Origin of the sequence: Parashewanella spongiae, from assembly GCF_004358345.1 — a bacterium.
GTDB lineage: Bacteria > Pseudomonadota > Gammaproteobacteria > Enterobacterales > Shewanellaceae > Parashewanella > Parashewanella spongiae.
This window is the reverse complement of record NZ_CP037952.1, coordinates 2,540,271-2,563,352: the sequence shown is the minus strand read 5'-3', so window position 1 is coordinate 2,563,352 and position 23,082 is coordinate 2,540,271. Positions and strand designations below refer to the sequence as shown.

The following is a 23,082-nucleotide window of genomic DNA, read 5'->3' as shown; positions in this document are numbered from 1 at the left end:
CGCTTACCCAACAAGCTTTTTTTGCATTTGTTGTTGAGCAAAATAAATAGCACCGACTTCAGGTGAAGCTAACGCTGGCTGTACTTGATTAGCAATATCATCATCCAACCATGGTAATAATGGCTCAGCTAATCCACCAATAATTGAAAAACGAGTTGTTCTTATAGCTAATAATTTACGAGCCAAATCACTTATGTAGTTCGCACCTTCTTTAAGGATCTCAATAGCAGCTTTATCCTGGTTTTTTGCACAAATAAATACATAAGCCGCTAATTCAGCAAAATTACTAGAGGGCTTACCCGCTAGGTTTTCAACTATGCCTAATGCATTATCGACAGAATAATGATGAAGCAATTTTTCCGTGAGTTGAGTGTGAGGCTTAAAACCATCGAGTGAAAGTAATACATATTCGGCCGCTTTTAGACCATACCAACCACCGCTTCCCTTATCCCCGAGGGCAAAGCCATAACCACCTAAAGTCAATTGTCGCTCATCAACCTGAGCAAAACCGCATGACCCAGTACCAGTGATGATCACGGCACCATTGCCCCCCAAATGTGCTCCAGCGCATGCGATATGTAAATCTGTCGTTAGATACATTTCGCTAAATGGATGACGCCATTGTGCAACTTTATCGAATAAAGCAGGCACATTGACTCCGGCAATGCCTACACCTGCAATAAGTGACTTTTGCATATCTAATGGTAAGTTTGAATCTACAAGCGCCTTTTCTGTAGCTTGGTGGATCGCTGAAAATGTTTGCTCTACCCCAAATAATGGATTAGCTCTCCCCGCTATGCCTTCACCAAGCTTTCGGTTATCAGCGTCATAAATGGCGGCTCGGCATTTACTTCCACCTCCATCAATGCCAATAAATAATGGCCGTTGTTGATTAGAGTCTTGCTCCATTCTTAACCTCATTTCTTTTACATTACTAAGAATTTCATGCCACAGTAATCACATTCATATTACTTACACAACTTGCAGTTAAAACGCCCTTCTATTTCCAAACAAATAATGTAAGGAAGATATAATAAAAGGAACATTATTCTTCTATGAATTGACTTCGGCTTGCACGATTACCAAGGTGTGATACGCTCCGTAACTCTACCGGAGCTTTTACTGAGATTGGATTTGTATAAGTCTGCCAGTCTTTGCCTGGTAGCTTAAATTGAATCTCAAGTCCAGGAAAGCTCACATTAGCATGTAACTTTCCATTGATTATTTTAGCTCCGGGTGGAGGTAGACGATAAATCACACCTTGCAGTTCTAATTTTGCAAGTTCATTATGTCCAAGATGGTTTGCTATTCTTTGCCAATCTGTACGTTGTTGTTCACGAGCAAAAGGTGTGAAATATTCCGATTCAGCATTATAAAGAAGCCCTCCATAATCATATGGCACCTCCCATTGTGGTTTATGCCATGCCTTTTCGGCTAACAACAACATTCTTGGGTAAATCATACTGTCAGCCATTACATCACTGCGAATGGTTTCCGTCCATAATTGTCCTTGAAGACCTGCCACATGATGCTTTCTTTCTTTTGGTTGGTTTGCAAATTTCCCGACTTTTTTTTCTAATCGGTCATCTGCTTGGTAAGGTTTATTCTCAATATCTCGCCACTGCTCAGCATTAGCAGGCAAATTATCCGGCATAAAACTGTGAATCTGGCGACTATTGGTTTTACGGCTAGCCCAATAATAACCATGCTCTCTTGGATCAGCAGCTGAAGGCATATCAAAATACAATACATCAGGAGTAGAAAGCACGGCATCCCAACCCAGTGCTAACTGATTGTGTACGTTTTTATGTCCACCATGTGAGAGTATATCCCATAAGTTAGTATGAACGCTGTTTGGCATTTTTTCAGGATTTACATGACCTAAGCCATCACTCCAACCTGCTGCTTTAATGCCTTTGTCGTCCAACATATTAGCGATACGTTCAATAAAATAGGCTCCGAGTTGTGATTTGTCTTCAATTCCATTGTTTCTATTAGCCACAAAACCTTCACAAGCCGGTGAGTTGAGCCACGCACCTGCTGTTTCGTCTGCACCAATATGGTAAATAGCTAATGGTGCACCTGCTTGTTCATGCAAACGAGTTATTTCTTCAATTACTTTATCTACAAAAGCATAGGTGCTAGGTAAACATACATTTAGTGTATTGTCGTTATAATACTGAACTGAGCGGTATTCGGTTTTATCTAGAGGATCAAGTAAACGATACATTTCAGCCTCTTCTGGCTGATTTTTTGCCATTAAGTTACGATATCTAGCTTCCATTGAGCGAATAGCCGCTCTTGAGTGCCCCGGCATATCCATAGACGGAATAACTTGAATTTGTCTTGCGGCGGCATAGGTTAAAATTTCAATGTAATCTTGCTTAGAGTAAAAACCATTTACATCTGGATTCGCCTTATCATCTGGGCCACTACCTAATTGAGGTAATAAGCACCGACTTTCTGTCAGATCGTGGCAACGACGACTGCCAACTTGGGTTAATTCTGGCAAGTCTTGGATCTGTAAGCGCCAGCCTTCATCATCAGCCATGTGTAAATGTAACGCATTCAGTTTATATGCTGCCATTTGATCGAGTAGTTTTAGCACGTATTCTTTGCTACGAAAGTTTCGAGACACATCTAGGTGCATGCCACGAAATTCATACCGTGGCGAATCTTCAATCACCATCTCAGGTAAACTTAAACTTGATAAGTGTACAGCTGAGGCAATGCTACTTAACCCGTAGGAGTAGCTTGCAGCATCCTTTCCATAAATGGTAATTAGTTTTGGAGTTACCGTTAGCTGATAAGACTCCGGTACCAGCATAGGATTAGTTTTAAATCGAACCACTATTCCTTTTTCATTTTGTTTTACACCTAAAACCTGTAAACGCTTAATGGCGGGATCTAGATCTTCAGGTTTTACTTTTTTTGATAGGTTTTGATAATCAAAAAACAATCCGTTCGCTAAAGAAACCATTTGACTCTGATTGATTTTTAAACGCTTTGGAGTAGGCAATATTTGCCCTTGAATTTTAGTTGGGATCGCTTTTATATCGCGATTATCTTTAAAAACTTGCTTGGCACCATCATACGGCAATTTATCAGTCTTACTTCGTTTGTATTGCACTTCCAAGTCATTAAAAGCTGGCGCATATGGACGAACTTCTAACTGAGTCTGAAGATCGTAATTGAGCTGAGTGCTAGCTATGATTTCAGGCTTTAGATTACCCGCCACAATATAATAATTTGGCATAGCATCTGATTCGGCTAGTTGCCAATGCTCAGCAAGAAAATCGAGATGATAAGTGTTATCGGCTTTAAAACCACTAAAGTGCTCACGAGGGATAATTTCATTGAGGTCTCCTTGAATGATTTTTATACCAAAATCATTGGAAAGCACTTTCTTTACTGGTCGCATTTGACTGAAGATAATTCTCCAGTTTTTTGCAATAAAATCATGTTTAGGGGTGAATGAAATACGCACAAGAAAACATCGTTTGTCTTTTTTTTCTGAATCGCAAATTTGTTCTGGGTAATTAGATATGAGTTGATATTTAATATCTAGGTACTGGGCAAACTGGTGTAATGTTTCTTGTGATGTAAGAGCCCTTTCTTGGGTAAGGGAACCAATTGGTTGTTCTTTTTGATTAACAGAAGTCTGAGCGTGAGCTCCTGTCACAATAACTAAGCTTATAGCTAAGCGCATTGGTAAATTCTTGGATAAGCACATTAACTGTTGAATTATTGTTTTCATTATTGCGCCTTTTTCATCAATATTAAAATTCAAGATGTATTTACATCCAGAGCTTTGTCTGTTCTACGGGTGTATAGAGTGATTAAGAAAAAGAAAAACGAAGAGTGCATTTATGTATGCACTCTTCGAACACTTGACTTAGAACCTAAAAGCAATACCTACACGATATCTGGCTTCGCCGTCGAAGCTCCATACAGGGTAGTCTGCTTTGTACTCAGAAATCACGTTCGGATTATCCACTGCCGAAATACCCTTTTGAATACTATCTTCTTCAGTAATGTTTACTGCTTCGAATGTAAGATCTAGATAATCAGTCAATGCATAACTTGCTGTTAAATCAAGCGTGCCATATGACTCGTGTTGACGGTTACCATAAAATCCAGGTAATTCACGGATCATATACTCTGAACGCCAGTTGTAAGCGATACGAGCTGAGAAATCATCCTTTTCATAGTAACCAACTAAGTTAACAGTATGCTTAGATGAATCACTGAAAACACCAATGCCGTCAGGATAATTTTCAGCTGGAGACTTTGCATCGACGTAAGTATAGTTCGCCGAGTAACCGAAGCCGTTGTCATAGGCATCTTGGATTTGAAGTTCTAAACCTTCAATTTTACCGCCGCTAGCATTGTACTTTTCACTCACTGTCCAGTTATCAACACCAGAATTTGGGTCAACAATACCAATTGACTGATTCAAAACCTGACGGGTAGTGATAAACGAGCCAACATCTTTAAGGAAATAAGTCGCTGCTAATAAGCCTTCTTCGCCGAAATACCACTCTAAAGCTAAGTCAGCTTGTGAAGCTTTAAATGGTTCAATTGCAACGTTACCGCTAACCAATTTTTCATTGCCTGGAGTACCATCGTTGTAGCCTGGTAAGGTTCTAGTTGCAAACAAGTCAGCATAGTTAGGGCGAGAAATGACTTGAGCCGCAGACATACGAAGAATAACATCTTCAGAAAGGTCGAAAACAATATTAACACTTGGCAAAACGTCACTATAGCTAGCAGTGTCTGTACTTAAATTGTCAGCAAATTGACCTTGAGCATTTAATCCGTAGTAGTCAGAAGAAATATCGGTTGAAACGTACCGTAAACCAAAGTTGCCACGTAGACCGTCAGCCTCAAATGTAGCCATTGCATAAAGCGCTAGGTTTTCCTCATCCAAAGTTCCGTAGCCAGACTTATTCAAGGTAAAACCGTCAATTGCCGCATAAGAATCAGCAATCATGCGATCAAAGTCAGGCGCAGGAAGAGTAAAACCAGCACCTGCTGACATGGTTCCATTGTAATATTCTGAGGCGTCTCTTGAAACAACTTTCGAAGGATTTAAAATTGCATTATCAGTTAGCTGAGTCACTTTATGGTCAGCGTAACTTATTCCTGTTGAAATTGTACTGATTGCGCCCCATTCAACAGAGTAATCTAAATCAATCTGTGCATAAGTTTCTTCGTCTGTATTGGGTTGCTTTTTAAGTGCCCATCCAGCCGTTGATAATTGACCGTTAAAATCGTTGGCAGTAAAATGCTCTTTCGCAATATCGATTTGAATAACATCACCGGTCGCATCGTAAGTGCCTGCAAAATCAGCTGGGTTTCCAATTGAGTTACCAAAATTGGCCGTTAAGTCTGTACCCCCCTCAGCTTTAGTTCTACCTAAACGTCCTGCAAGCGTATACACATCACCTTCGTATTCAAAATTGAAGTCAACTGTGTTTGAATTCATGCTGGTTTTACGTGCCCAGCTTTGTGCCCAAGCAAAACCACCTTCTTCACCATGTGTAACTCTTACACAAACTCCTGCTGCATTGGTTTGCTCACAAGTATGTTCGCCTTGTTGGGTCGGGAATAAAAAGATTGAAGTGTTAGTATTGTTTGCGCCTAGATCTAGGTGCATCACATTTAAACCAAGCTCTAATTGCTCGGTTGGACGATATTGAAATACTAGATTTGTAGCAGTACGTTCACGATCTTGACGAAATGCTGTTGGAACAATTTCACCCCAGCCTAATAATGTTTCAATACCATTACGTTGATAATTAGTATTAGCATAGGCGCCACTCACTAAAACACCGAAAGTTTCGTCTTCGTTATTCCAATTATAAAGACCTGACAGTTGTGGATCTGTGTCTTTAGAAATTGTACCGTAATCACCTTTAGCACTCAAAAATAGAGTGTTACTCTCTAAATCTAAGGGCTTACGTGTATTAACAATAACAGTACCACCGATACCACCTTCAGCAATATTTGCTTGTGAAGATTTATATACTTCTATATCACCCACTATTTCAGGTGGAAGTAACGTATAGTTGAAGCTTCTGTCGATAGCTTGTTGATCATACCAACCTGTTGATGCAACAGTATGACCATTAAGTAGAGTATTAGTTAATTGTGAGGATGCGCCACGGATAGATACTTGCTGTCCTTGGCCAAACTGGCGACTTACCGTTACACCAGTAATTCGACCAAGTGACTCACCGATATCACTGTCAGGGAACTTACCAATATCCTCAGCGGTAATTGTGTCAATAACAGCATCAGAAAATCGCTTATCATTGATAGAAGCTTTCATCGATGCACGAACACCAGTTACTTGAATTCGCTCAATGTTCTCTGCTTCTGATTCTTCAGAGTCGGCTGCATAACTTGCAAGGGGTAAAACGCCTAATAACAAAGCTATATTTGCAGCAAGAGTTGTTTTCTTGAATGCAGATGTCTTCATTTTTCATTCCTTTAGTCATTATATAGTCATTATATTTTTTATACTGCGCAGTCAGCTAAAACTTAGATAGCGCAGATGTCATTAAAAAACGACAATTCATGACAACGCTGTCATTTTTAATAAAATGTAATAAAAATAAAAATTAAATGCAACATAAATCGAAAGTAAGGTGTTTTTTTGGCGACCAATTATTAAATTAAACACAATAACCACCTGATTGTAGCTGTTTATAGCTCCAAGTTAAATAATTAACAATCTAGGGCAGTTTCAAGTTAATTTATGGCGGTTTTGCCTGACATTTGTATCTATTTTGTTAATTTTTAGAAACCAAATACTAGACTGTTACAAATTGTTTTGGTAAAAGTTTATTCTGTGTTTACTATAAAAATTGAATTAAACATAAAAGAAAAAGGCACTTTTTGTGCTTAGCTAAACAGCTTAATTTTTAGTCGAACTTAATACCTTGTACTTAGTTGAACTTTACTAAATTTTACTAACACCTGTAGACAAAAAACGCTTAGAATCGAACTTTATAGAAAAATTAGTCCAATAAAATATGCGCTAACATTAATCTCACCTATTATGTAAACAGCCAAATTTATCTAATTATTATAAGCATTGGGTAGTTATAGAAAACAAATGAAAGTAACGATAAAAGACGTAGCGAGTTATGCCGGAGTGTCAATTAAGACAGTTTCTCGTGTTACGAACAATGAACCATCGGTCAAACCGTCTACTGTAGATAAAGTGAATTCAGCAATCACTGCTTTAAATTATCAACCTAATATTTCTGCACGTAACCTTGCGGCTTCTCATTCTTTTGCTATTGGGTTTGTTTATGACAACCCAAATGCTTATTACATTATTGATATGCAAAATGGAATTCTTACCGCTTGTAATGAAAAGAACTATGAGCTCATAATTCACCCTTGTGATTCAACTGCAGAGGATGTCAGTGATCAGATAATTTCACTAATAAAGCGCTCTCGATTAGCAGGCGTAGTACTTACACCACCTATGTCAGAAGATCCACAACTCCTATCTGCACTAGATGAAGTAAATGCTAATTATGTATGCATTATTGCTGGCAATGAAGAATCTGAAAAACCTAAACTATCAGTACTCATAAACGATAAATTTGGTGCAAAACAACTCACGCAACATCTAATAAATCTTAACCATCAACATATTGCATTCTTATGTGGAGACATAAGGCATAAATCTTCCATCGAGCGTTTAGAAGGTTATCGGCAAGCACTAAAAGAGAATAACATCAAACTAGATCCAGATTTTATTATTTCAGGTAATTACTCTTTTGAATCAGGGATTGCTGGGACTGAGCAATTAGTCACTATGCGTCATAAACCTACTGCGATTGTCGCCAGTAACGATGAAATGGCCGCAGGTGCGCTATTTGCAGCTCGTCTTGCTGGAATAAATATACCTAATGAACTGTCAATTGTCGGCTTTGAGAACAGCCCTTTCTCTCGTCAAACCTTACCTAAATTAACCACTGTCGACCAACCATTGAAACAAATTGCAAAAGTAGCAACCGAAATGTTAATCAATAATAAACACCTATCAGCTCAAAAGTATCGAATATTTACTCCGAATGTCGTGCTGAGAGATTCATCTGTGACTTTAACGAAGAAGTAAAAAATTAAACCTTGTATTCGGCCTACATTTTTTGCAATGATAAAAAAATATATACTCTTGACTTAAGCCTTTCATACCTGCTTTCTGAAAATGCAATGGAAGCATCAGGCTCGTTTCCTATGAGAACGGCATCTGATAACAGGTGTCGCCTGTTCAGCAAGAAAATCTCTGATATGCAATTTTTAGGGTTGATAGTTAATTGTTGAATAATGCACCAAAGCATACTCCAACCTTTCACCGGATAATTATTTCACGCTATGCTCAACCACTGTGATCCCAAGCAACTACATATCTGTATAAAAATTTAGTAGAACCAAATCAGTAAATAGTGGCTTACGATAAAGTAGAATTTGTGAAACTGATTAGGGTCTGTTGATCTTTCAGGATTAAATTTTGTGCTATTTGAGCATTTATCTGTTCAAGGCGTGAGCAGTGATGCTTAGCCATCTAAGTGAGCTGGTCACAACACAGAACAGTGAATGCTCAAAAGCATCGAAAAAAGAGAGAGCGTAAATTGGTCGCTCTTTCTAAATAAAAGGTGCTGCGTTATCGTTTTCTCATTTGGAAACGAAGTAACGACAGTTTTGTATGTCGATAATAACCAAACCTCACAAACTCTGCCTTGCATAAAATGTGAGTTTACGGCAGCATAGTGCAACTTTAACCCAATAATTTGATGTAATGATGGCAGATTAATTATCGGAGCCCATCATGCCAAATATAGAGCCATTAACTCGCGTCGCCACAATCTTCGCCCATTGGCGCATAAATAAGCCGAGTCGCGGAACTAAAATACCAAACACTCTCCGCGAGCAAGCCACTTCATTGCTAGAGCATTACTCATCATCACAAATTTGCACCGCTTTACGTATCAGTGGCTCTCAATTTAAACAATGGTGCCAGGTATCAAACTCGGCAGAGTCCATTACAGACTTCATTGAATTACCCAACTTACCTGAGGTCATCAAGCCCAATTCCCCAGTAAAACTTGAGTTGAATCTATCTAATGGCGACAATATTCATATACAAGGTGTTGGATGTTCACTTTATTTGCGCCCTCATCGGGGCAATGAAATCATGATCTATTTAACTTCCAACAGTCGTATCTTCATTGCGACTCAGCCTGCTGATTTTCGCTGTGGTATCGATGGACTGGCGGCCGTGTGCCAACAGCGCTTGTCGAGTAATCCGCGTTCAGGCTCGATATTCGTCTTCATTAATCGCAACAAAACCATGATACGAGCCCTCACTTATGAGCATAATGGCTTTTGGCTGATGACCAAACGGTTATCAAAAGGAAAATTTCATGGATGGCCACGTCATCATGGCGTTATGCAACCGATGGCTGCGGCACAATTACGGCAATTACTGAGTGGTGAACCTTATTTATCTTCAAGTCGCTTGAAATAAATCGCACTTACCGGTTGATTATTTTATTTATCGGATCATACTGCCCGCCGAATTCATTTTTCCTATTCGCCTAAGCTGGACTGTCCTTTAATGAGTAAACCGTTTACTGATATCGACCACAACGCGCTGGAAGCACTGATAGTTCGTGTTACTGAAGCCAAAGAGCATGAATTAGCACTGTCTCCAGAAGATTGTCAGTTGTTACTTGATGCCTTAGTGACGTTATCGACGATGCAGCAACGATTAACCAATCACGATGTCACCGTGCACAAATTGCGTAAGTTACTTGGCATTGAAAAGTCTTCAGAAGCCTTGTCTCGTGTCAGTAAAAGCAATAAAGGAAGCGGTAAACACACTGCGGGTAAAAATCGTAAACCCAAAGAGAGCGGTGAAGATTTCACTCCCGCTAAGCCAGTTGTGATAGTGCATCAGAGTACAGATGTGAAAAAGGGTGATAACTGCCTAGAGTGCCACATGGGTAAAATGTACAAAACCGACCCAGGCAGTTTACTGCGTATCACAGGGCAAAGTCCGTTTAAGCCAGAGCAGCATGTCATGGAGCGCTTTCGCTGTAATGCTTGTGGTGCTTACGCTACCGCCGCTTTGCCAGTTGAAGTGTTAGCCGACGGGAGCGAGCAACAAAAATACGGCTACTCAGCTCGGTCATTAATGGCCATACACAAGTATTTTGCCGGGTTGCCGTTTTATCGCCAAGGGAGCATTCAAAAGCTGCTTGGTGTCAAAATCACTGCGTCTACTGTGTTTGACCAAGTTGAATATGTGGCCAATGATATTTACCCTGTTTATCAAATGTTGGTTAACCTCGCGGCCGATGCGAAGCATTATTATCTCGATGACACGACTCACCGAATTTTGGATGCTACGCCAATAGAAAAACCGGTGCGTAACAGTGACAAGACACAAATGCGCAGCGGCGTGTACACATCAGGTGTTATTGCGACCACTCAAGCCAATGATAGTATCGTGTTGTTTGAAACTAATATTGGTCATGCTGGCGAATTCATCGATAGCCTGTTGCACAAACGCGGTACTCATCAATCTAGGCCGATAATGATGAGTGACGCTCTGGTCAGTAATCGCCCTACGGTAAGAGAATGTCTGCTGTCATTGTGTAACAGTCATGCCAGACGACAATTTGTTGATGTCATTAACCATTTCCCCGATGAAGTCGAGCACGTACTGACACGTTATGGTGAAATTTGGGCTTACGAGCAGCACACTAAAGAGCAAAAGTTTACGGCAACAGAAAGGCTGAGTTACCATCAGCAACATTCGTTGCCTGTAATGAAAACCATCAAGCAGTGGTGTACAACACACCTTAACGATGAAACAGTTGAAGAGAATAGTGGTTTAGGTAAGGCGATGCGATATTTTGTCAAACATTATGTTGGCTTGAGCTATTTTTGCCACTACGAAGGTGTATACATCGATAATAACCGTATCGAAGCCATGTTAAAAATCATCGTTCGTGACCGAAAAAATGCGATGTTCCATAAGACGTTACTTGGCGCTACGATTGGTGATGTCATCACGTCAATGATTGCAACAGCAAGTGAAGCTGGCATCAATGTGTTTGAGTATTTCACATTTTTACAGAGAGAGAAGGATAAAGTGAAAACCAATCCTGAAGAATACCTACCGTGGAATTATCGAGAAACAGTCGGCACTGAAAAATAATACAGCTGTAAGAAATGGACTTGGGCAGGGCGGGATTATGCTTTGATGAATTATTCTCCAAATAAAATCTCAGCCCTAAATTTTGCATCCCAGCAGGCTCGCTGTATCTTGTCAGCCACACTGTCTTTTGAAGAGTGATTTTTAATTAAGTTCAAAACCTTTCGCTTAATAGTTGCTAAATTTTTTGCACCATCATCAGCATAAATTTTACAGTCATCCTCTTTAAAAGTGACATCGAGAACCCAATGCTGACTATTTTCAATTGCCCAGTGCTTCCGTATATATCCCAATGGCACTAACTTAAGAATTACTTCTGATATACCTTAAGCCTACGTGCTTGCTTTCTTGAATGTTGTAACCTTGATGTCGATTTCGGTCGCCTTTTCTTTGCTCTCGGTTCTTTTCTCCCTTGGCGATTGCCAACGATATGCTCGCCGATAATATCTGCTATCACATCCAATAAAGTGTCAATGATCCCTTCGGTGACTTGCAAAAGTAATATCTGAAAATCTTGTAAGGGATCTAGCATTTAAAAATCTACCGCAATTGGAGTGATTGTAAGATCCCACTTTGGTAATTCACTATTTCTGACTATTTTACTTTCCAGCTCTTCTTTTTCTTTGTTATTGAGCTTGACTCCTTTTGAGTAAATTTTATCAATTAAATTGACTACTGGGCTCATCGCTTTCCATGTCATTGTTTTTGTCCATTCTATTACTGTTTTGGCTGTACTCAGTAATGTGCCATTCCAATGCCTCTCTAACGATGACCAGACTCGTTCTATCGGGTTGTACTTACTGTGGTATGGCGGGTAGTAGACGTTTCGAATCTTGAGTTTCGATTGTTCACTAAACGCTACTAATCTAAACAGGTATTGAGTACGACAGCCACTATTTTCAGGACCATTATCTGAAAAAATAATGAGTTCTTCCACTTCTAGATTTTCACTTTTAACTGAATCCCACCACCATTCAAGTGCGTCACAAATGAAGTCACTTGTTTTATTTGAGTTGCCATAAAAAACATGAAGTTGATCATTGTCGAGGTTAAGAATTCCGAACGGGATCATTTTCTTTTTTATTTCCATATCATGATCCAACGCTTGAACAGCATCAGCACTACGAGATTTACCGTAACGGGAATACTCACCAACATTAACTGTCGCTTTACAGTCGATACTAATACGGATGACTTTTTTATTACCGGTTGTTTCTTTATTGATTTTGTTTACGTTTTCAAAGATAGCGTCTGTTTGAGGAATTTTTTTTGGGGTTTAGTTTTTTGGACTCGTCGAAGTCTGTATCCCAGTCGATTTAATATGTCGTTAATGGTTCTTTCTTTAGGTAATTCTTCAGGTAGCCAGCCTTTTTCTTCAATTAACTTTTTTCTGACGCCTTTCGCTGTAATTCGGGTATACACAAACGTATTTTTAAACTTCGGGTCGGCTTGCGATTCAGGATCTACTAACGCTCTAATATCTATTTCTAATTGAGGCTGACTCACTTCACTTCGAGGTTTTCCGTCATAGTGTCCGAAACACTCGAAGCCCGTTTCTTGTTCATGAAGCCCAAGCGCAACAGCCTTTCGACACCAGCCAAATTCTGTTTCAGTTAAGCGTGGACTCCCACAGCAGAAGGTTTTGGATACTTCGGCCATAAAAACTCTTTTCTCCATCCCATGAAGTTTACTGGATGCAAGTTTAATTATCCTTTTGGACTCACTAGAAAGGTAAATTGAAGTAGACATTTGGCTGCAACCGTAAATTACTCTGTTTGGATTATACGTCGGTATAACCTAAGTCGCAGCATCCCTAATGCGTCATGTGCGGCTTTAAAACTTGCCTCTCTAGGCGATATTCCTTTTTTTTTCTGCTGCTCGGCACATAAGTGCCCTTATCATGTTGTAAACTAACAAATGAACATCAATTTCCTTACGCACCATATCTGGACTGCCACACCTTAAAATATCCATTTTCATCATGGTCTTGATTGACCTAAAATCCAACTCGATATGCCATCGTGAAACGTATAAATCAATAATATCTTGCTTCGGATAGACTTCTTTATCCGTGAGCGTGGTAACAATGATACGTTTTTTTGTTCCTACCATTCTGACGATAAGCTCTTCTGGCACTTGAGCGTAATCCTCTGGGGTCATCCATTCTGGACAGGATGGACGAATTAGCTTAAATAAACCATCTCGCTTACCCAGCTTTTCTTCACAGGTTCTGAAATCGACATTTCTGGCTCCGTTTTTTTCGAAAACAGCATCAACGCCTAACCCCATTAGTCCTGCAAGAACAAAGTAGTTTTCGAAATTAGCATCTCCCAGCACAATGTCACCTTGTTTCAAGTCTGACTGCATACTTCTTAATAGTGCCTGCTCGCCAGTACCTTTCCCTTTACAAGGTGAAACAGCCGAGTCAATGACTGCACCGCTACCCAAAGAAATTAACACTAAAATCCGCAGCTGAGGAAAGCCCAGCCCTTCTTTTTGTGATTTAGGTTGAGGGAATTGGGCTTGGTTCTCGTGCGTATCAGGCATAGATAGTGTTGAGCCGTCAGTTAATAGCACTCTACGGCCATGCCATAAGTATTTCCCTTGAATCGCTTCATCTAAGTTTTTTCCTGATTTCTTCAATAGCGATTTAATTGACTCTGGAGATAACCGTTTTCTTGCTTTGCAGTAGGGACCTGTAATTGTGCTGTTTTTCTCTCGACCTATAGCAATTTGATCTCTAGCGTCACTGATTAGTGTGCAACGACAAGACTTGTTTTCACTGGCTACTTGCTTCATGAAAAGCGAAAGTGTGTGGCAGGCGGGATACTTGCGTACTCTTTGAGTATTATCTTTTTGAAAATCTTCTAAATCTTGCAGAGTGAGAATTGAAGAAAGTTCATCTTCTTCCGTTTGAGCAAAGCGACGTAACAATTCTGGGGCATCATTGAAGAATTGGCGAGTTGTAGTATTCATGGCGTGACACTAGAAAAACCTTAATCTGTATGATTTACTCTCTATTGTTCAATTAGGGATCTAGCATTTAAAAATCTACCGCAATTGGAGTGATTGTAAGATCCCACTTTGGTAATTCACTATTTCTGACTATTTTACTTTCCAGCTCTTCTTTTTCTTTGTTATTGAGCTTGACTCCTTTTGAGTAAATTTTATCAATTAAATTGACTACTGGGCTCATCGCTTTCCATGTCATTGTTTTTGTCCATTCTATTACCGTTTTGGCTGTACTCAGTAATGTGCCATTCCAATGCCTCTCTAACGATGACCAGACTCGTTCTATCGGGTTGTACTTACTGTGGTATGGCGGGTAGTAGACGTTTCGAATCTTGAGTTTCGATTGTTCACTAAACGCTACTAATCTAAACAGGTATTGAGTACGACAGCCACTATTTTCAGGACCATTATCTGAAAAAATAATGAGTTCTTCCACTTCTAGATTTTCACTTTTAACTGAATCCCACCACCATTCAAGTGCGTCACAAATGAAGTCACTTGTTTTATTTGAGTTGCCATAAAAAACATGAAGTTGATCATTGTCGAGGTTAAGAATTCCGAACGGGATCATTTTCTTTTTTATTTCCATATCATGATCCAACGCTTGAACAGCATCAGCACTACGAGATTTACCGTAACGGGAATACTCACCAACATTAACTGTCGCTTTACAGTCGATACTAATACGGATGACTTTTTTATTACCGGTTGTTTCTTTATTGATTTTGTTTACGTTTTCAAAGATAGCGTCTGTTTGAGGAATTTTTTTTGGGGTTTAGTTTTTTGGACTCGTCGAAGTCTGTATCCCAGTCGATTTAATATGTCGTTAATGGTTCTTTCTTTAGGTAATTCTTCAGGTAGCCAGCCTTTTTCTTCAATTAACTTTTTTCTGACGCCTTTCGCTGTAATTCGGGTATACACAAACGTATTTTTAAACTTCGGGTCGGCTTGCGATTCAGGATCTACTAACGCTCTAATATCTATTTCTAATTGAGGCTGACTCACTTCACTTCGAGGTTTTCCGTCATAGTTTCCGAAACACTCGAAGCCCGTTTCTTGTTCATGAAGCCCAAGCGCAACAGCCTTTCGACACCAGCCAAATTCTGTTTCAGTTAAGCGTGGACTCCCACAGCAGAAGGTTTTGGATACTTCGGCCATAAAAACTCTTTTCTCCATCCCATGAAGTTTACTGGATGCAAGTTTAATTATCCTTTTGGACTCACTAGAAAGGTAAATTGAAGTAGACATTTGGCTGCAACCGTAAATTACTCTGTTTGGATTATACGTCGGTATAACCTAAGTCGCAGCATCCCTTAGTAAACCTTCAGCTAAATCTTAAGTTAGGGATCTAGCATTTAAAAATCTACCGCAATTGGAGTGATTGTAAGATCCCACTTTGGTAATTCACTATTTCTGACTATTTTACTTTCCAGCTCTTCTTTTTCTTTGTTATTGAGCTTGACTCCTTTTGAGTAAATTTTATCAATTACATTGACTACTGGGCTCATCGCTTTCCATGTCATTGTTTTTGTCCATTCTATTACCGTTTTGGCTGTACTCAGTAATGTGCCATTCCAATGCCTCTCTAACGATGACCAGACTCGTTCTATCGGGTTGTACTTACTGTGGTATGGCGGGTAGTAGACGTTTCGAATCTTGAGTTTCGATTGTTCACTAAACGCTACTAATCTAAACAGGTATTGAGTACGACAGCCACTATTTTCAGGACCATTATCTGAAAAAATAATGAGTTCTTCCACTTCTAGATTTTCACTTTTAACTGAATCCCACCACCATTCAAGTGCGTCACAAATGAAGTCACTTGTTTTATTTGAGTTGCCATAAAAAACATGAAGTTGATCATTGTCGAGGTTAAGAATTCCGAACGGGATCATTTTCTTTTTTATTTCCATATCATGATCCAACGCTTGAACAGCATCAGCACTACGAGATTTACCGTAACGGGAATACTCACCAACATTAACTGTCGCTTTACAGTCTATACTAATACGGATGACTTTTTTATTACCGGTTGTTTCTTTATTGATTTTGTTTACGTTTTCAAAGATAGCGTCTGTTTGAGGAATTTTTTTTGGGGTTTAGTTTTTTGGTCTCGTCGAAGTCTGTATCCCAGTCGATTTAATATGTCGTTAATGGTTCTTTCTTTAGGTAATTCTTCAGGTAGCCAGCCTTTTTCTTCAATTAACTTTTTTCTGACGCCTTTCGCTGTAATTCGGGTATACACAAACGTATTTTTAAACTTCGGGTCGGCTTGCGATTCAGGATCTACTAACGCTCTAATATCTATTTCTAATTGAGGCTGACTCACTTCACTTCGAGGTTTTCCGTCATAGTGTCCGAAACACTCGAAGCCCGTTTCTTGTTCATGAAGCCCAAGCGCAACAGCCTTTCGACACCAGCCAAATTCTGTTTCAGTTAAGCGTGGACTCCCACAGCAGAAGGTTTTGGATACTTCGGCCATAAAAACTCTTTTCTCCATCCCATGAAGTTTACTGGATGCAAGTTTAATTATCCTTTTGGACTCACTAGAAAGGTAAATTGAAGTAGACATTTGGCTGCAACCGTAAATTACTCTGTTTGGATTATACGTCGGTATAACCTAAGTCGCAGCATCCCTAAGCCTAAAAGATTTAAAAAAACAAGACTTGTACCAAGAGTTTTTAATAGTGAGGATAGTGCTTATTGTTATTTGATGACACCTTGATAACTTAACATTAACTATAGATTAATCTTGATTAAAAAACAGACTTTATATGACAATACTCTTTTATACTTCACTGAATTTTTTGTTTCTAAAAAGCGACAATTATGTTCCTGAACACTACCCCAAGTTTATCTAATGCTTATACAGAAACATCACCTTTAGATTCCCTCATAGAAAGTCATCAAAAAAAAACAGAAGTAAATTCCGATGCTTTAGATTATGAAAGCCTTTCCAGCGATACAGAGTCAGGTGATGAGCTATCCGATTATAGCTCTAGCTTTAGACAACAAGAAAAAAAACTTAAACTTAAACTTAAAACAGATCTTTTTTTGAAAAGTAGTGCTGAGAATAGTATTGAATCTATTAAGAAAATTAATAAGTACATATTAACACTGGAATCGATACCAAACTATCTAGGAAGTGATTCTATAAGACTGTGTCAATCTTTTTTATTAGAAACAGTCAGGATACTAAATCTAAGTTCAATGTCTGATGAAAATTTAAAAATAGCACTTACCAATGTAAAAGAACCAATACTCGCATATTTTCCTTCCGACCAACTAAGTTTAGATTTTTGTTTTAGAGTTATAAAATTTCAACCTCTTTCATTGTTTTATCTCCCAATAAAGTATAGTACTCCAGTAAACTTACTTCATATTTTGAATGAAAGTGTTGACACTATTGAAACGACAAGAGTTATCAATTGGCAGTATTTTTCAATATTTAGATTAAACCAAAGTGAACTCCGCCAGTCGCTGGTTAAAATGGTAAAATCAAGACCAGAAATTCAACCCCATACAAACAGTCAAATTTTGCTAAAACCGCCTAGACCTAAAATAATGAGTGGCGTTTGCGTAAATTATTTTAGTTACTCATTAAAAGGACTCATATCAACTTTAGAAGAGTGTTTACATTTTTATCACCCTAATGAAAAACTAGGGAACAATGTAGCTCAATATATTGACGATAATTTTTACAATTTAGATATTGCAAGCTTACCCATCAGTACTGAGGTTTGTTTAGCAAATATTATTTATGGGAATCGATCTGTTGCAAAAAAAGAAGCTGATGGAAACATTACTTGTTTCAAGTTCTTACGAGAAGGCGAAGCGTGGTCTGAATTTTTAAATGAAATGCTGATGCACCAAGCATCTGATAAGTTTGGTTTGAGTTCTAAACTTGACAGTGATTTCATTAAGCCCATTTCAATATTCAAAGTCCATTTAAAGGAGCTGCCGCAAGAACAACAATTTAAAACCTGCCTCCATATTGAATCAGATAAAAAAGGTGAAAAATGGGTAATTGGATATCAATTTAAAACGACTTTAAATTATATCATTTACTGTTTTACACCTAAGAGTGAACGTACTATTGAATGGTCTCTAAAAAGGGCCGAAAATGGAATTATAAAATCTATATCTGATTTAGCATTCATGGCAAGTTGTGGAATTTATTATCATAGTGTCATCCCTATTTTTCATCATGGCACAGAGCGAGTTGCTCGGTATTGGGAAAGGTATTGTATCTTACAAGATGCTCAAGAAAAACCCTCTAATAAAGAGCTTGATTTTAAATTGGGGGGAATTATTCGGTGCTGGTTACAGGGTGTTGCAAGATCAGATTTTGGCTTTTCAGGATTAAGGGATAGAGGAGATTCTCGAAATAACACGATGCATGTTTCATTACATGACAAGTGGGAAGATAGTGTGCTCTTTCGATGGTTTGATTGCAAAAAACCGTTGGAGAAAGAATTAGATAATAAGCTTGATATGATGAACTCTGTTTGTAGCTACTTTTTAGGTGCAATGCTAACATTTGCGGCTTGTAACAGAGAGCAGCCTTCATACAATTGCGATAATTTATCAATGGTAACAAAAACTGAAAAATTTTTTATTACGATTACAGATAAATTTTTGGCTCGAGCCACGCCGCATCTACCAAATTGCACCTTTAGTTCTTTCTTTGGTGATGTAAGAACATTCAATGCTCTCATAAAAAAAGTTGCTCACGAGATAGTTTTCTTTACTGAAGTTCCAAACAACAATTGCGATCATCATAAAACGTTGCCATCTGCAACCAAGTACCACGAAGATAGATTGGGAATGCATTCTGGCTGTTTAAAACTTAGCGATGGTTCGTTATATCGTGAAGAAATCTACATGCCAGTATTTCTAGATACTTTAATTTTTTTAGCCGAGTGTTATTCAGCTAAACTAGCAGAACATTCTCTAAATTTTCAACAACAAAGTGCTGGCGTTTACAAAAAAACTGCACCAGTTTATAACAAATAAGCAGGGTGGGATCGTGCTTTAGATCTTGAAAATAATTAAATCAATTTTGAACTTTCCTGAGTAACGATGATTAGATCGACAAATGAATACTGATTTGAGTCTGATTATGGACGTAATGAAAGAGATTGAACAAGTTGAAGATCATCGTGTTGAAGCTAATAAAGAGTATGATTTAGCTGATATTATTTTTCTTACAATTGCCGCGGTGCTTTGTGGTGCTACAGGCTGGAAAGCCATCAACATTTTCGGTGAAGCTCAATTAGATTGGTTAAGACAATATCGGCCATTTAGTAATGGCATCCCGACACGACACTCAATCGGACGGATAATTAGAGGTGTTAAAGCCGAAAGTATGATGTCTTGCTTTATTAACTTTTCCAATACATTACGGGAGCGAGATGGTAAAGAGCATATCAGTTTTGATGGTAAAGTTGCTTGTGGCTCTAAACACGGTGATGACATAGCGGCGCTTCAACTAATGACGGCAATGGTTGTAGATAATGGGCTGATAATACGTCAACAAGAAACGTCGACCAAAACGAATGAAATCCCAGTAATGCAATCCATGCTAAAACACATGGATATTGAAAATGCAGTGATTACCGCTGACGCCATGCACTGCCAGAAAGAAACTGCAACCTTAATACGTGAAGGAAAAGGTGATTACGTTCTTCAAGTGAAAAAGAATCAAGGTAAATTACTTGCTGAAATAGAAGCTTATTTTCATAAGTGCTATCGAGACACACCAGAGCTTTTAAAGCAGAATCACTTTACAGAGTTAGACGGTGAGCACGGACGAATAAATGAAAGACATTATCGCCTTTTGCCAATTACAAATTGGTTTGACGAAACGGCTAAATTTGTAGGCAGTCAGGCCGTTGTTGAAGTCATTCGGATGCGAGAAATGAAGAATAAATCAAGCCATGAAACGTCTTATTACATAACCTCGTTAGCCAGTGACGTGGAAGGCATCGCTGGATATATACGGAAGCACTGGACAATTGAAAATAGTCAGCATTGGGTTCTCGATGTCACTTTTAAAGAGGATGACTGTAAAATTTATGCTGATGATGGTGCAAAAAATTTAGCAACTATTAGGCGAAAGGTTTTGAACTTAATTAAAAATCACTCTTCAAAAGACAGTGTGGCTGACAAGATACAGCGAGCCTGCTGGGATGCAAAATTTAGGGCTGAGATTTTATTTGGAGAATAATTCATCAAAGCATAATCCCGCCCTGCTTGTAACGCAGTAATGGAACCCTTTAGCCTTGCCCTTTGGGAGCTTGTATGCACTCAAATTACTTCTCAAAATTGTCTTGACGTAGCAATGTAATAACGACAGCTGTGTATGTCGGTAACAACTATGTCTTCATCAATTTCGATTGCACTTTGAGCACATACATAGCTCTGAGTTGAGCATTTAATTACTGTAATCGGTATTAGATCATATATAGTATTAAAAAAACGAATACGTTTAGATTAAGAAAAAGGATAACCTATGTTAGATCAGCTCTGGCAAGCAAGACGCTCCTCTGAAGATAAACACCGCCGAGATGATCACCGAAGTCCTTATCAACGTGATAGAGCAAGAATTTTACATTCTGCTGCTTTCCGTCGTCTTCAAGCTAAAACTCAAGTTTTAGGTGTTGGCATGAATGATTTTTACCGCACAAGGTTGACGCATTCGCTTGAGGTGTCTCAAATAGGTACTGGAATTTTAGCCCAGCTTAATCAACGAAACCCTGAACTTAGTGAACTATTGAACTCTGATAGTTTAATCGAAAGCATGTGCCTTGCTCATGATATTGGCCATCCTCCATTCGGTCATGGAGGTGAAACCGCGCTCAATTACATGATGCGCAATGATGGTGGCTTTGAGGGCAACGGGCAAACGTTTCGTATTCTCAGCCTGCTTGAGCCCTACACTTCTGAATGGGGTATGAACTTAACCCGACGAACTTTGCTAGGCATTTTAAAATATCCAGTAACCTACAGCCAGTTGTTTAAGCCTTACTCTCAAAGCCAAGTCGCAAACTATCGCCAGTTAAAACCTTCTCACTGGCCCGTTGTTAAAGGCGTTTTTGATGATGACAAAAACATTCTACACTGGGTGATTGCACCACTATCCAGTAATGATAAAGCGTTATTTCTTAGTGGTGAACAGGTAGACACTTATCATCATAAACGCAGCAAGTACAAATCGTTGGATTGTTCAATCATGGAACTCGCAGATGATATTGCCTATGCTGTACACGATTTAGAAGATGCAATTGTCATGGGTATCGTCACCAAGGAGCAATGGCAAGAAACCATTGAAACAGAGCTTAACGTTATCAAGAATGAATGGATTACAAATGAAGTACTCAATTTAGATTCAGCTTTATTTAGTCCACAGCACCATGTCAGAAAAAATGCAATTGGAACACTGGTTAATACTCTCGTCACCGCAATTCATATCACTGAAAATACCATTTTTGATGAACCGCTCCTTAGATTTAACGCCGTATTGGAACCTGAGTTTGATAGAGTATTAGAAACCCTTAAGCAGTTTGTATACAAACGTGTGATCCGCCGCCCTGAAATTCAAATGTTAGAATTTAAAGGCCAGCAAATTGTGATGGAATTATTTGAAGCCTTTGCATCTGATCCTGAAAGATTACTCCCATACAGCACCCAAGAGCGTTGGAAGCAAGCGATAACACAAGGAGAGAACGGCTTAAGAGTCATTTGTGATTACATTTCAGGAATGACAGATGATTTTGCAGGAAAGTTATATCAACAGCTATTTAGCCCAAAAACCGAAGGTATTATTGATTTCGGACCTCAATAAAAAATTTACACCCCGTATAACGTTGAACGACAAATTTTACGGGGCATTTACACCAATTTTATAATCCAAGCTCATCAAGTAGGTCATCAGCGGAATCAACTGCAGGATTAGCTTTAGGCGCAGATTGATGTTTACGAGGTAAATCAATGCCATGAATTTCAATTAAGCTGTCTGGGTCGAAGTCTTCATCAAATTCAAATTCATCAAGCTGAATAAATTCAGTCTTATCCATAGCAAATTCAAGATAAAAGTTGTGATTATCTTCAGTTGTAAATGACACTCTTCTTGCTTGAGGTGCATCTAAGTTCGCATCAACTGAAATGCTTAACTCTCTATTTACCGTTAACATTTTCGGTTGGCTTTGCTTAATAGATGTTTGAAGCTCTTTGGATACTTTATTAATAAAATATCCAAGTATCTGGTTCATTAATTCGCCTAATACATTACTGACTTCATCCGAAGTAAATGAAATTGCAAGATCAGACTCTTGAATCCCCATATTGAGCATATATCGACGATAGATATCCATCGCGGCATCCGATGAAAAGTTCATAATGACTAAGCCAGAAAATCCGCCATCAAAAATAGAGAAACAACCGATATCTGGCTTTAATCTCGTTCGGCTGATGCTCTGGATCATTCCCGCATGACTAATAGAACTGTCCGTTGTAGTCGTCAATATGTGTGATACTGAGTGGCATAACTTCAGTAATATATCATCCGATTTGATAATTTTATTGCTAACCATGAGTATTCTCTTTTAATTACTTCACCTAATACTGCGCACAAAGTTAGCAAAAATCAAAGATAATCAAACAGATTATGATTATAGTTTGCCCAATTGAGCAATATTCTTTCTTATTATGAGCCATCAGGCACAAAATACTGGATAATAGCGACTCAAAAACACGAGTTTTACTTTTCATTTAATTAGAATTTATCGTGTCAGTCCTTTGGTTCTTTAAGAAAGCCTGAATTT

At 38.7% G+C, this 23,082-nt stretch carries 12 protein-coding genes and 4 pseudogenes; 6 read left to right on the top strand and 10 right to left on the bottom strand.

Annotated elements, in window-relative coordinates; genetic code table 11:
* Positions 1-3: 3 nt before the first annotated feature.
* The 3 genes from nagK to E2I05_RS09880 form a co-directional block, all read right to left on the bottom strand.
* The gene (nagK, locus tag E2I05_RS09890; RefSeq protein ID WP_121854515.1) at positions 4-909 is read right to left on the bottom strand and encodes an N-acetylglucosamine kinase; all 906 of its coding nucleotides are present in this window, start codon (positions 907-909) and stop codon (positions 4-6) included.
* Positions 910-1,045: 136 nt separating this feature from the next.
* Positions 1,046-3,757, bottom strand: a complete 2,712-nt coding sequence (locus E2I05_RS09885; RefSeq protein WP_243641122.1) for a family 20 glycosylhydrolase — start codon at positions 3,755-3,757, stop codon at positions 1,046-1,048.
* Between the two features lie 138 nt (positions 3,758-3,895).
* Positions 3,896-6,484, bottom strand: a complete 2,589-nt coding sequence (locus tag E2I05_RS09880; protein WP_121854514.1) for a TonB-dependent receptor — start codon at positions 6,482-6,484, stop codon at positions 3,896-3,898.
* 618 nt (positions 6,485-7,102) lie between these two features.
* On the opposite strand from E2I05_RS09880, the gene E2I05_RS09875 reads away from it, so the two are divergent.
* The 3 genes from E2I05_RS09875 to E2I05_RS09865 all read left to right on the top strand — a co-directional run bounded on the left by E2I05_RS09875 (position 7,103) and on the right by E2I05_RS09865 (position 11,248).
* On the top strand, positions 7,103-8,140 hold the full coding sequence (locus E2I05_RS09875; protein WP_341538253.1) for a LacI family DNA-binding transcriptional regulator: 1,038 nt from the start codon (positions 7,103-7,105) through the stop codon (positions 8,138-8,140).
* 711 nt (positions 8,141-8,851) lie between these two features.
* Positions 8,852-9,550: an IS66 family insertion sequence element accessory protein TnpB gene (tnpB, locus tag E2I05_RS09870; protein ID WP_133309616.1), complete on the top strand. Its 699-nt coding sequence runs from the start codon at positions 8,852-8,854 to the stop codon at positions 9,548-9,550.
* 90 nt (positions 9,551-9,640) lie between these two features.
* On the top strand, positions 9,641-11,248 hold the full coding sequence (locus E2I05_RS09865; RefSeq protein WP_133309504.1) for an IS66 family transposase: 1,608 nt from the start codon (positions 9,641-9,643) through the stop codon (positions 11,246-11,248).
* 199 nt (positions 11,249-11,447) lie between these two features.
* Here E2I05_RS09865 and E2I05_RS23005 read toward each other — a convergent pair.
* The 6 genes and pseudogenes from E2I05_RS23005 to E2I05_RS22505 all read right to left on the bottom strand — a co-directional run.
* Positions 11,448-11,529 (bottom strand): annotated as a pseudogene (locus tag E2I05_RS23005) (hypothetical protein); the annotation flags it as partial.
* Positions 11,530-11,555: 26 nt separating this feature from the next.
* A complete protein-coding gene (locus E2I05_RS09855; protein WP_145964471.1) occupies positions 11,556-11,777 on the bottom strand; it encodes a hypothetical protein in 222 nt (73 codons plus the stop codon).
* A pseudogene (locus tag E2I05_RS22515) lies at positions 11,778-12,904 on the bottom strand (ISAzo13 family transposase).
* Positions 12,905-13,093: 189 nt separating this feature from the next.
* Positions 13,094-14,221: an IS4 family transposase gene (locus tag E2I05_RS09840; protein WP_133309613.1), complete on the bottom strand. Its 1,128-nt coding sequence runs from the start codon at positions 14,219-14,221 to the stop codon at positions 13,094-13,096.
* A gap of 67 nt (positions 14,222-14,288) precedes the next feature.
* A pseudogene (locus tag E2I05_RS22510) lies at positions 14,289-15,415 on the bottom strand (ISAzo13 family transposase).
* A 197-nt stretch (positions 15,416-15,612) separates the two neighbouring features.
* Positions 15,613-16,739 (bottom strand): annotated as a pseudogene (locus E2I05_RS22505) (ISAzo13 family transposase).
* A gap of 347 nt (positions 16,740-17,086) precedes the next feature.
* Here E2I05_RS22505 and E2I05_RS09815 point away from each other — a divergent pair.
* The 3 genes from E2I05_RS09815 (at position 17,087) to E2I05_RS09805 (ending at position 22,103) form a co-directional block, all read left to right on the top strand.
* Positions 17,087-19,273, top strand: a complete 2,187-nt coding sequence (locus E2I05_RS09815) for a hypothetical protein (RefSeq protein WP_121855270.1) — start codon at positions 17,087-17,089, stop codon at positions 19,271-19,273.
* Positions 19,274-19,355: 82 nt separating this feature from the next.
* Positions 19,356-20,486 carry an ISAs1 family transposase gene (locus tag E2I05_RS09810; RefSeq protein ID WP_133309610.1) on the top strand — a complete coding sequence of 377 codons (1,131 nt, stop codon included), beginning with the start codon at positions 19,356-19,358 and terminating at the stop codon, positions 20,484-20,486.
* 285 nt (positions 20,487-20,771) lie between these two features.
* Positions 20,772-22,103, top strand: coding sequence for an anti-phage deoxyguanosine triphosphatase (locus E2I05_RS09805; RefSeq protein WP_121854613.1), 1,332 nt, complete (start codon positions 20,772-20,774; stop codon positions 22,101-22,103).
* A gap of 58 nt (positions 22,104-22,161) precedes the next feature.
* Here the strand turns inward: E2I05_RS09805 and E2I05_RS09800 are convergent, their stop codons facing one another.
* Positions 22,162-22,851, bottom strand: coding sequence for a DUF3334 family protein (locus tag E2I05_RS09800; RefSeq protein WP_121854614.1), 690 nt, complete (start codon positions 22,849-22,851; stop codon positions 22,162-22,164).
* Positions 22,852-23,082: the final 231 nt, after the last annotated feature.

What these genes read in the sequence shown, in the direction of transcription:
- nagK (WP_121854515.1), bottom strand. Translation starts at nt 909, where the DNA reads ATGGAGCAAGACTCTAATCAACAACGGCCATTATTTATTGGCATTGAT.
- E2I05_RS09885 (WP_243641122.1), bottom strand. Translation starts at nt 3,757, where the DNA reads ATGAAAACAATAATTCAACAGTTAATGTGCTTATCCAAGAATTTACCA.
- E2I05_RS09880 (WP_121854514.1), bottom strand. Translation starts at nt 6,484, where the DNA reads ATGAAGACATCTGCATTCAAGAAAACAACTCTTGCTGCAAATATAGCT.
- tnpB (WP_133309616.1), top strand. Translation starts at nt 8,852, where the DNA reads ATGCCAAATATAGAGCCATTAACTCGCGTCGCCACAATCTTCGCCCAT.
- E2I05_RS09865 (WP_133309504.1), top strand. Translation starts at nt 9,641, where the DNA reads ATGAGTAAACCGTTTACTGATATCGACCACAACGCGCTGGAAGCACTG.
- E2I05_RS09855 (WP_145964471.1), bottom strand. Translation starts at nt 11,777, where the DNA reads ATGCTAGATCCCTTACAAGATTTTCAGATATTACTTTTGCAAGTCACC.
- E2I05_RS09840 (WP_133309613.1), bottom strand. Translation starts at nt 14,221, where the DNA reads ATGAATACTACAACTCGCCAATTCTTCAATGATGCCCCAGAATTGTTA.
- E2I05_RS09815 (WP_121855270.1), top strand. Translation starts at nt 17,087, where the DNA reads ATGTTCCTGAACACTACCCCAAGTTTATCTAATGCTTATACAGAAACA.
- E2I05_RS09810 (WP_133309610.1), top strand. Translation starts at nt 19,356, where the DNA reads ATGAATACTGATTTGAGTCTGATTATGGACGTAATGAAAGAGATTGAA.
- E2I05_RS09805 (WP_121854613.1), top strand. Translation starts at nt 20,772, where the DNA reads ATGTTAGATCAGCTCTGGCAAGCAAGACGCTCCTCTGAAGATAAACAC.
- E2I05_RS09800 (WP_121854614.1), bottom strand. Translation starts at nt 22,851, where the DNA reads ATGGTTAGCAATAAAATTATCAAATCGGATGATATATTACTGAAGTTA.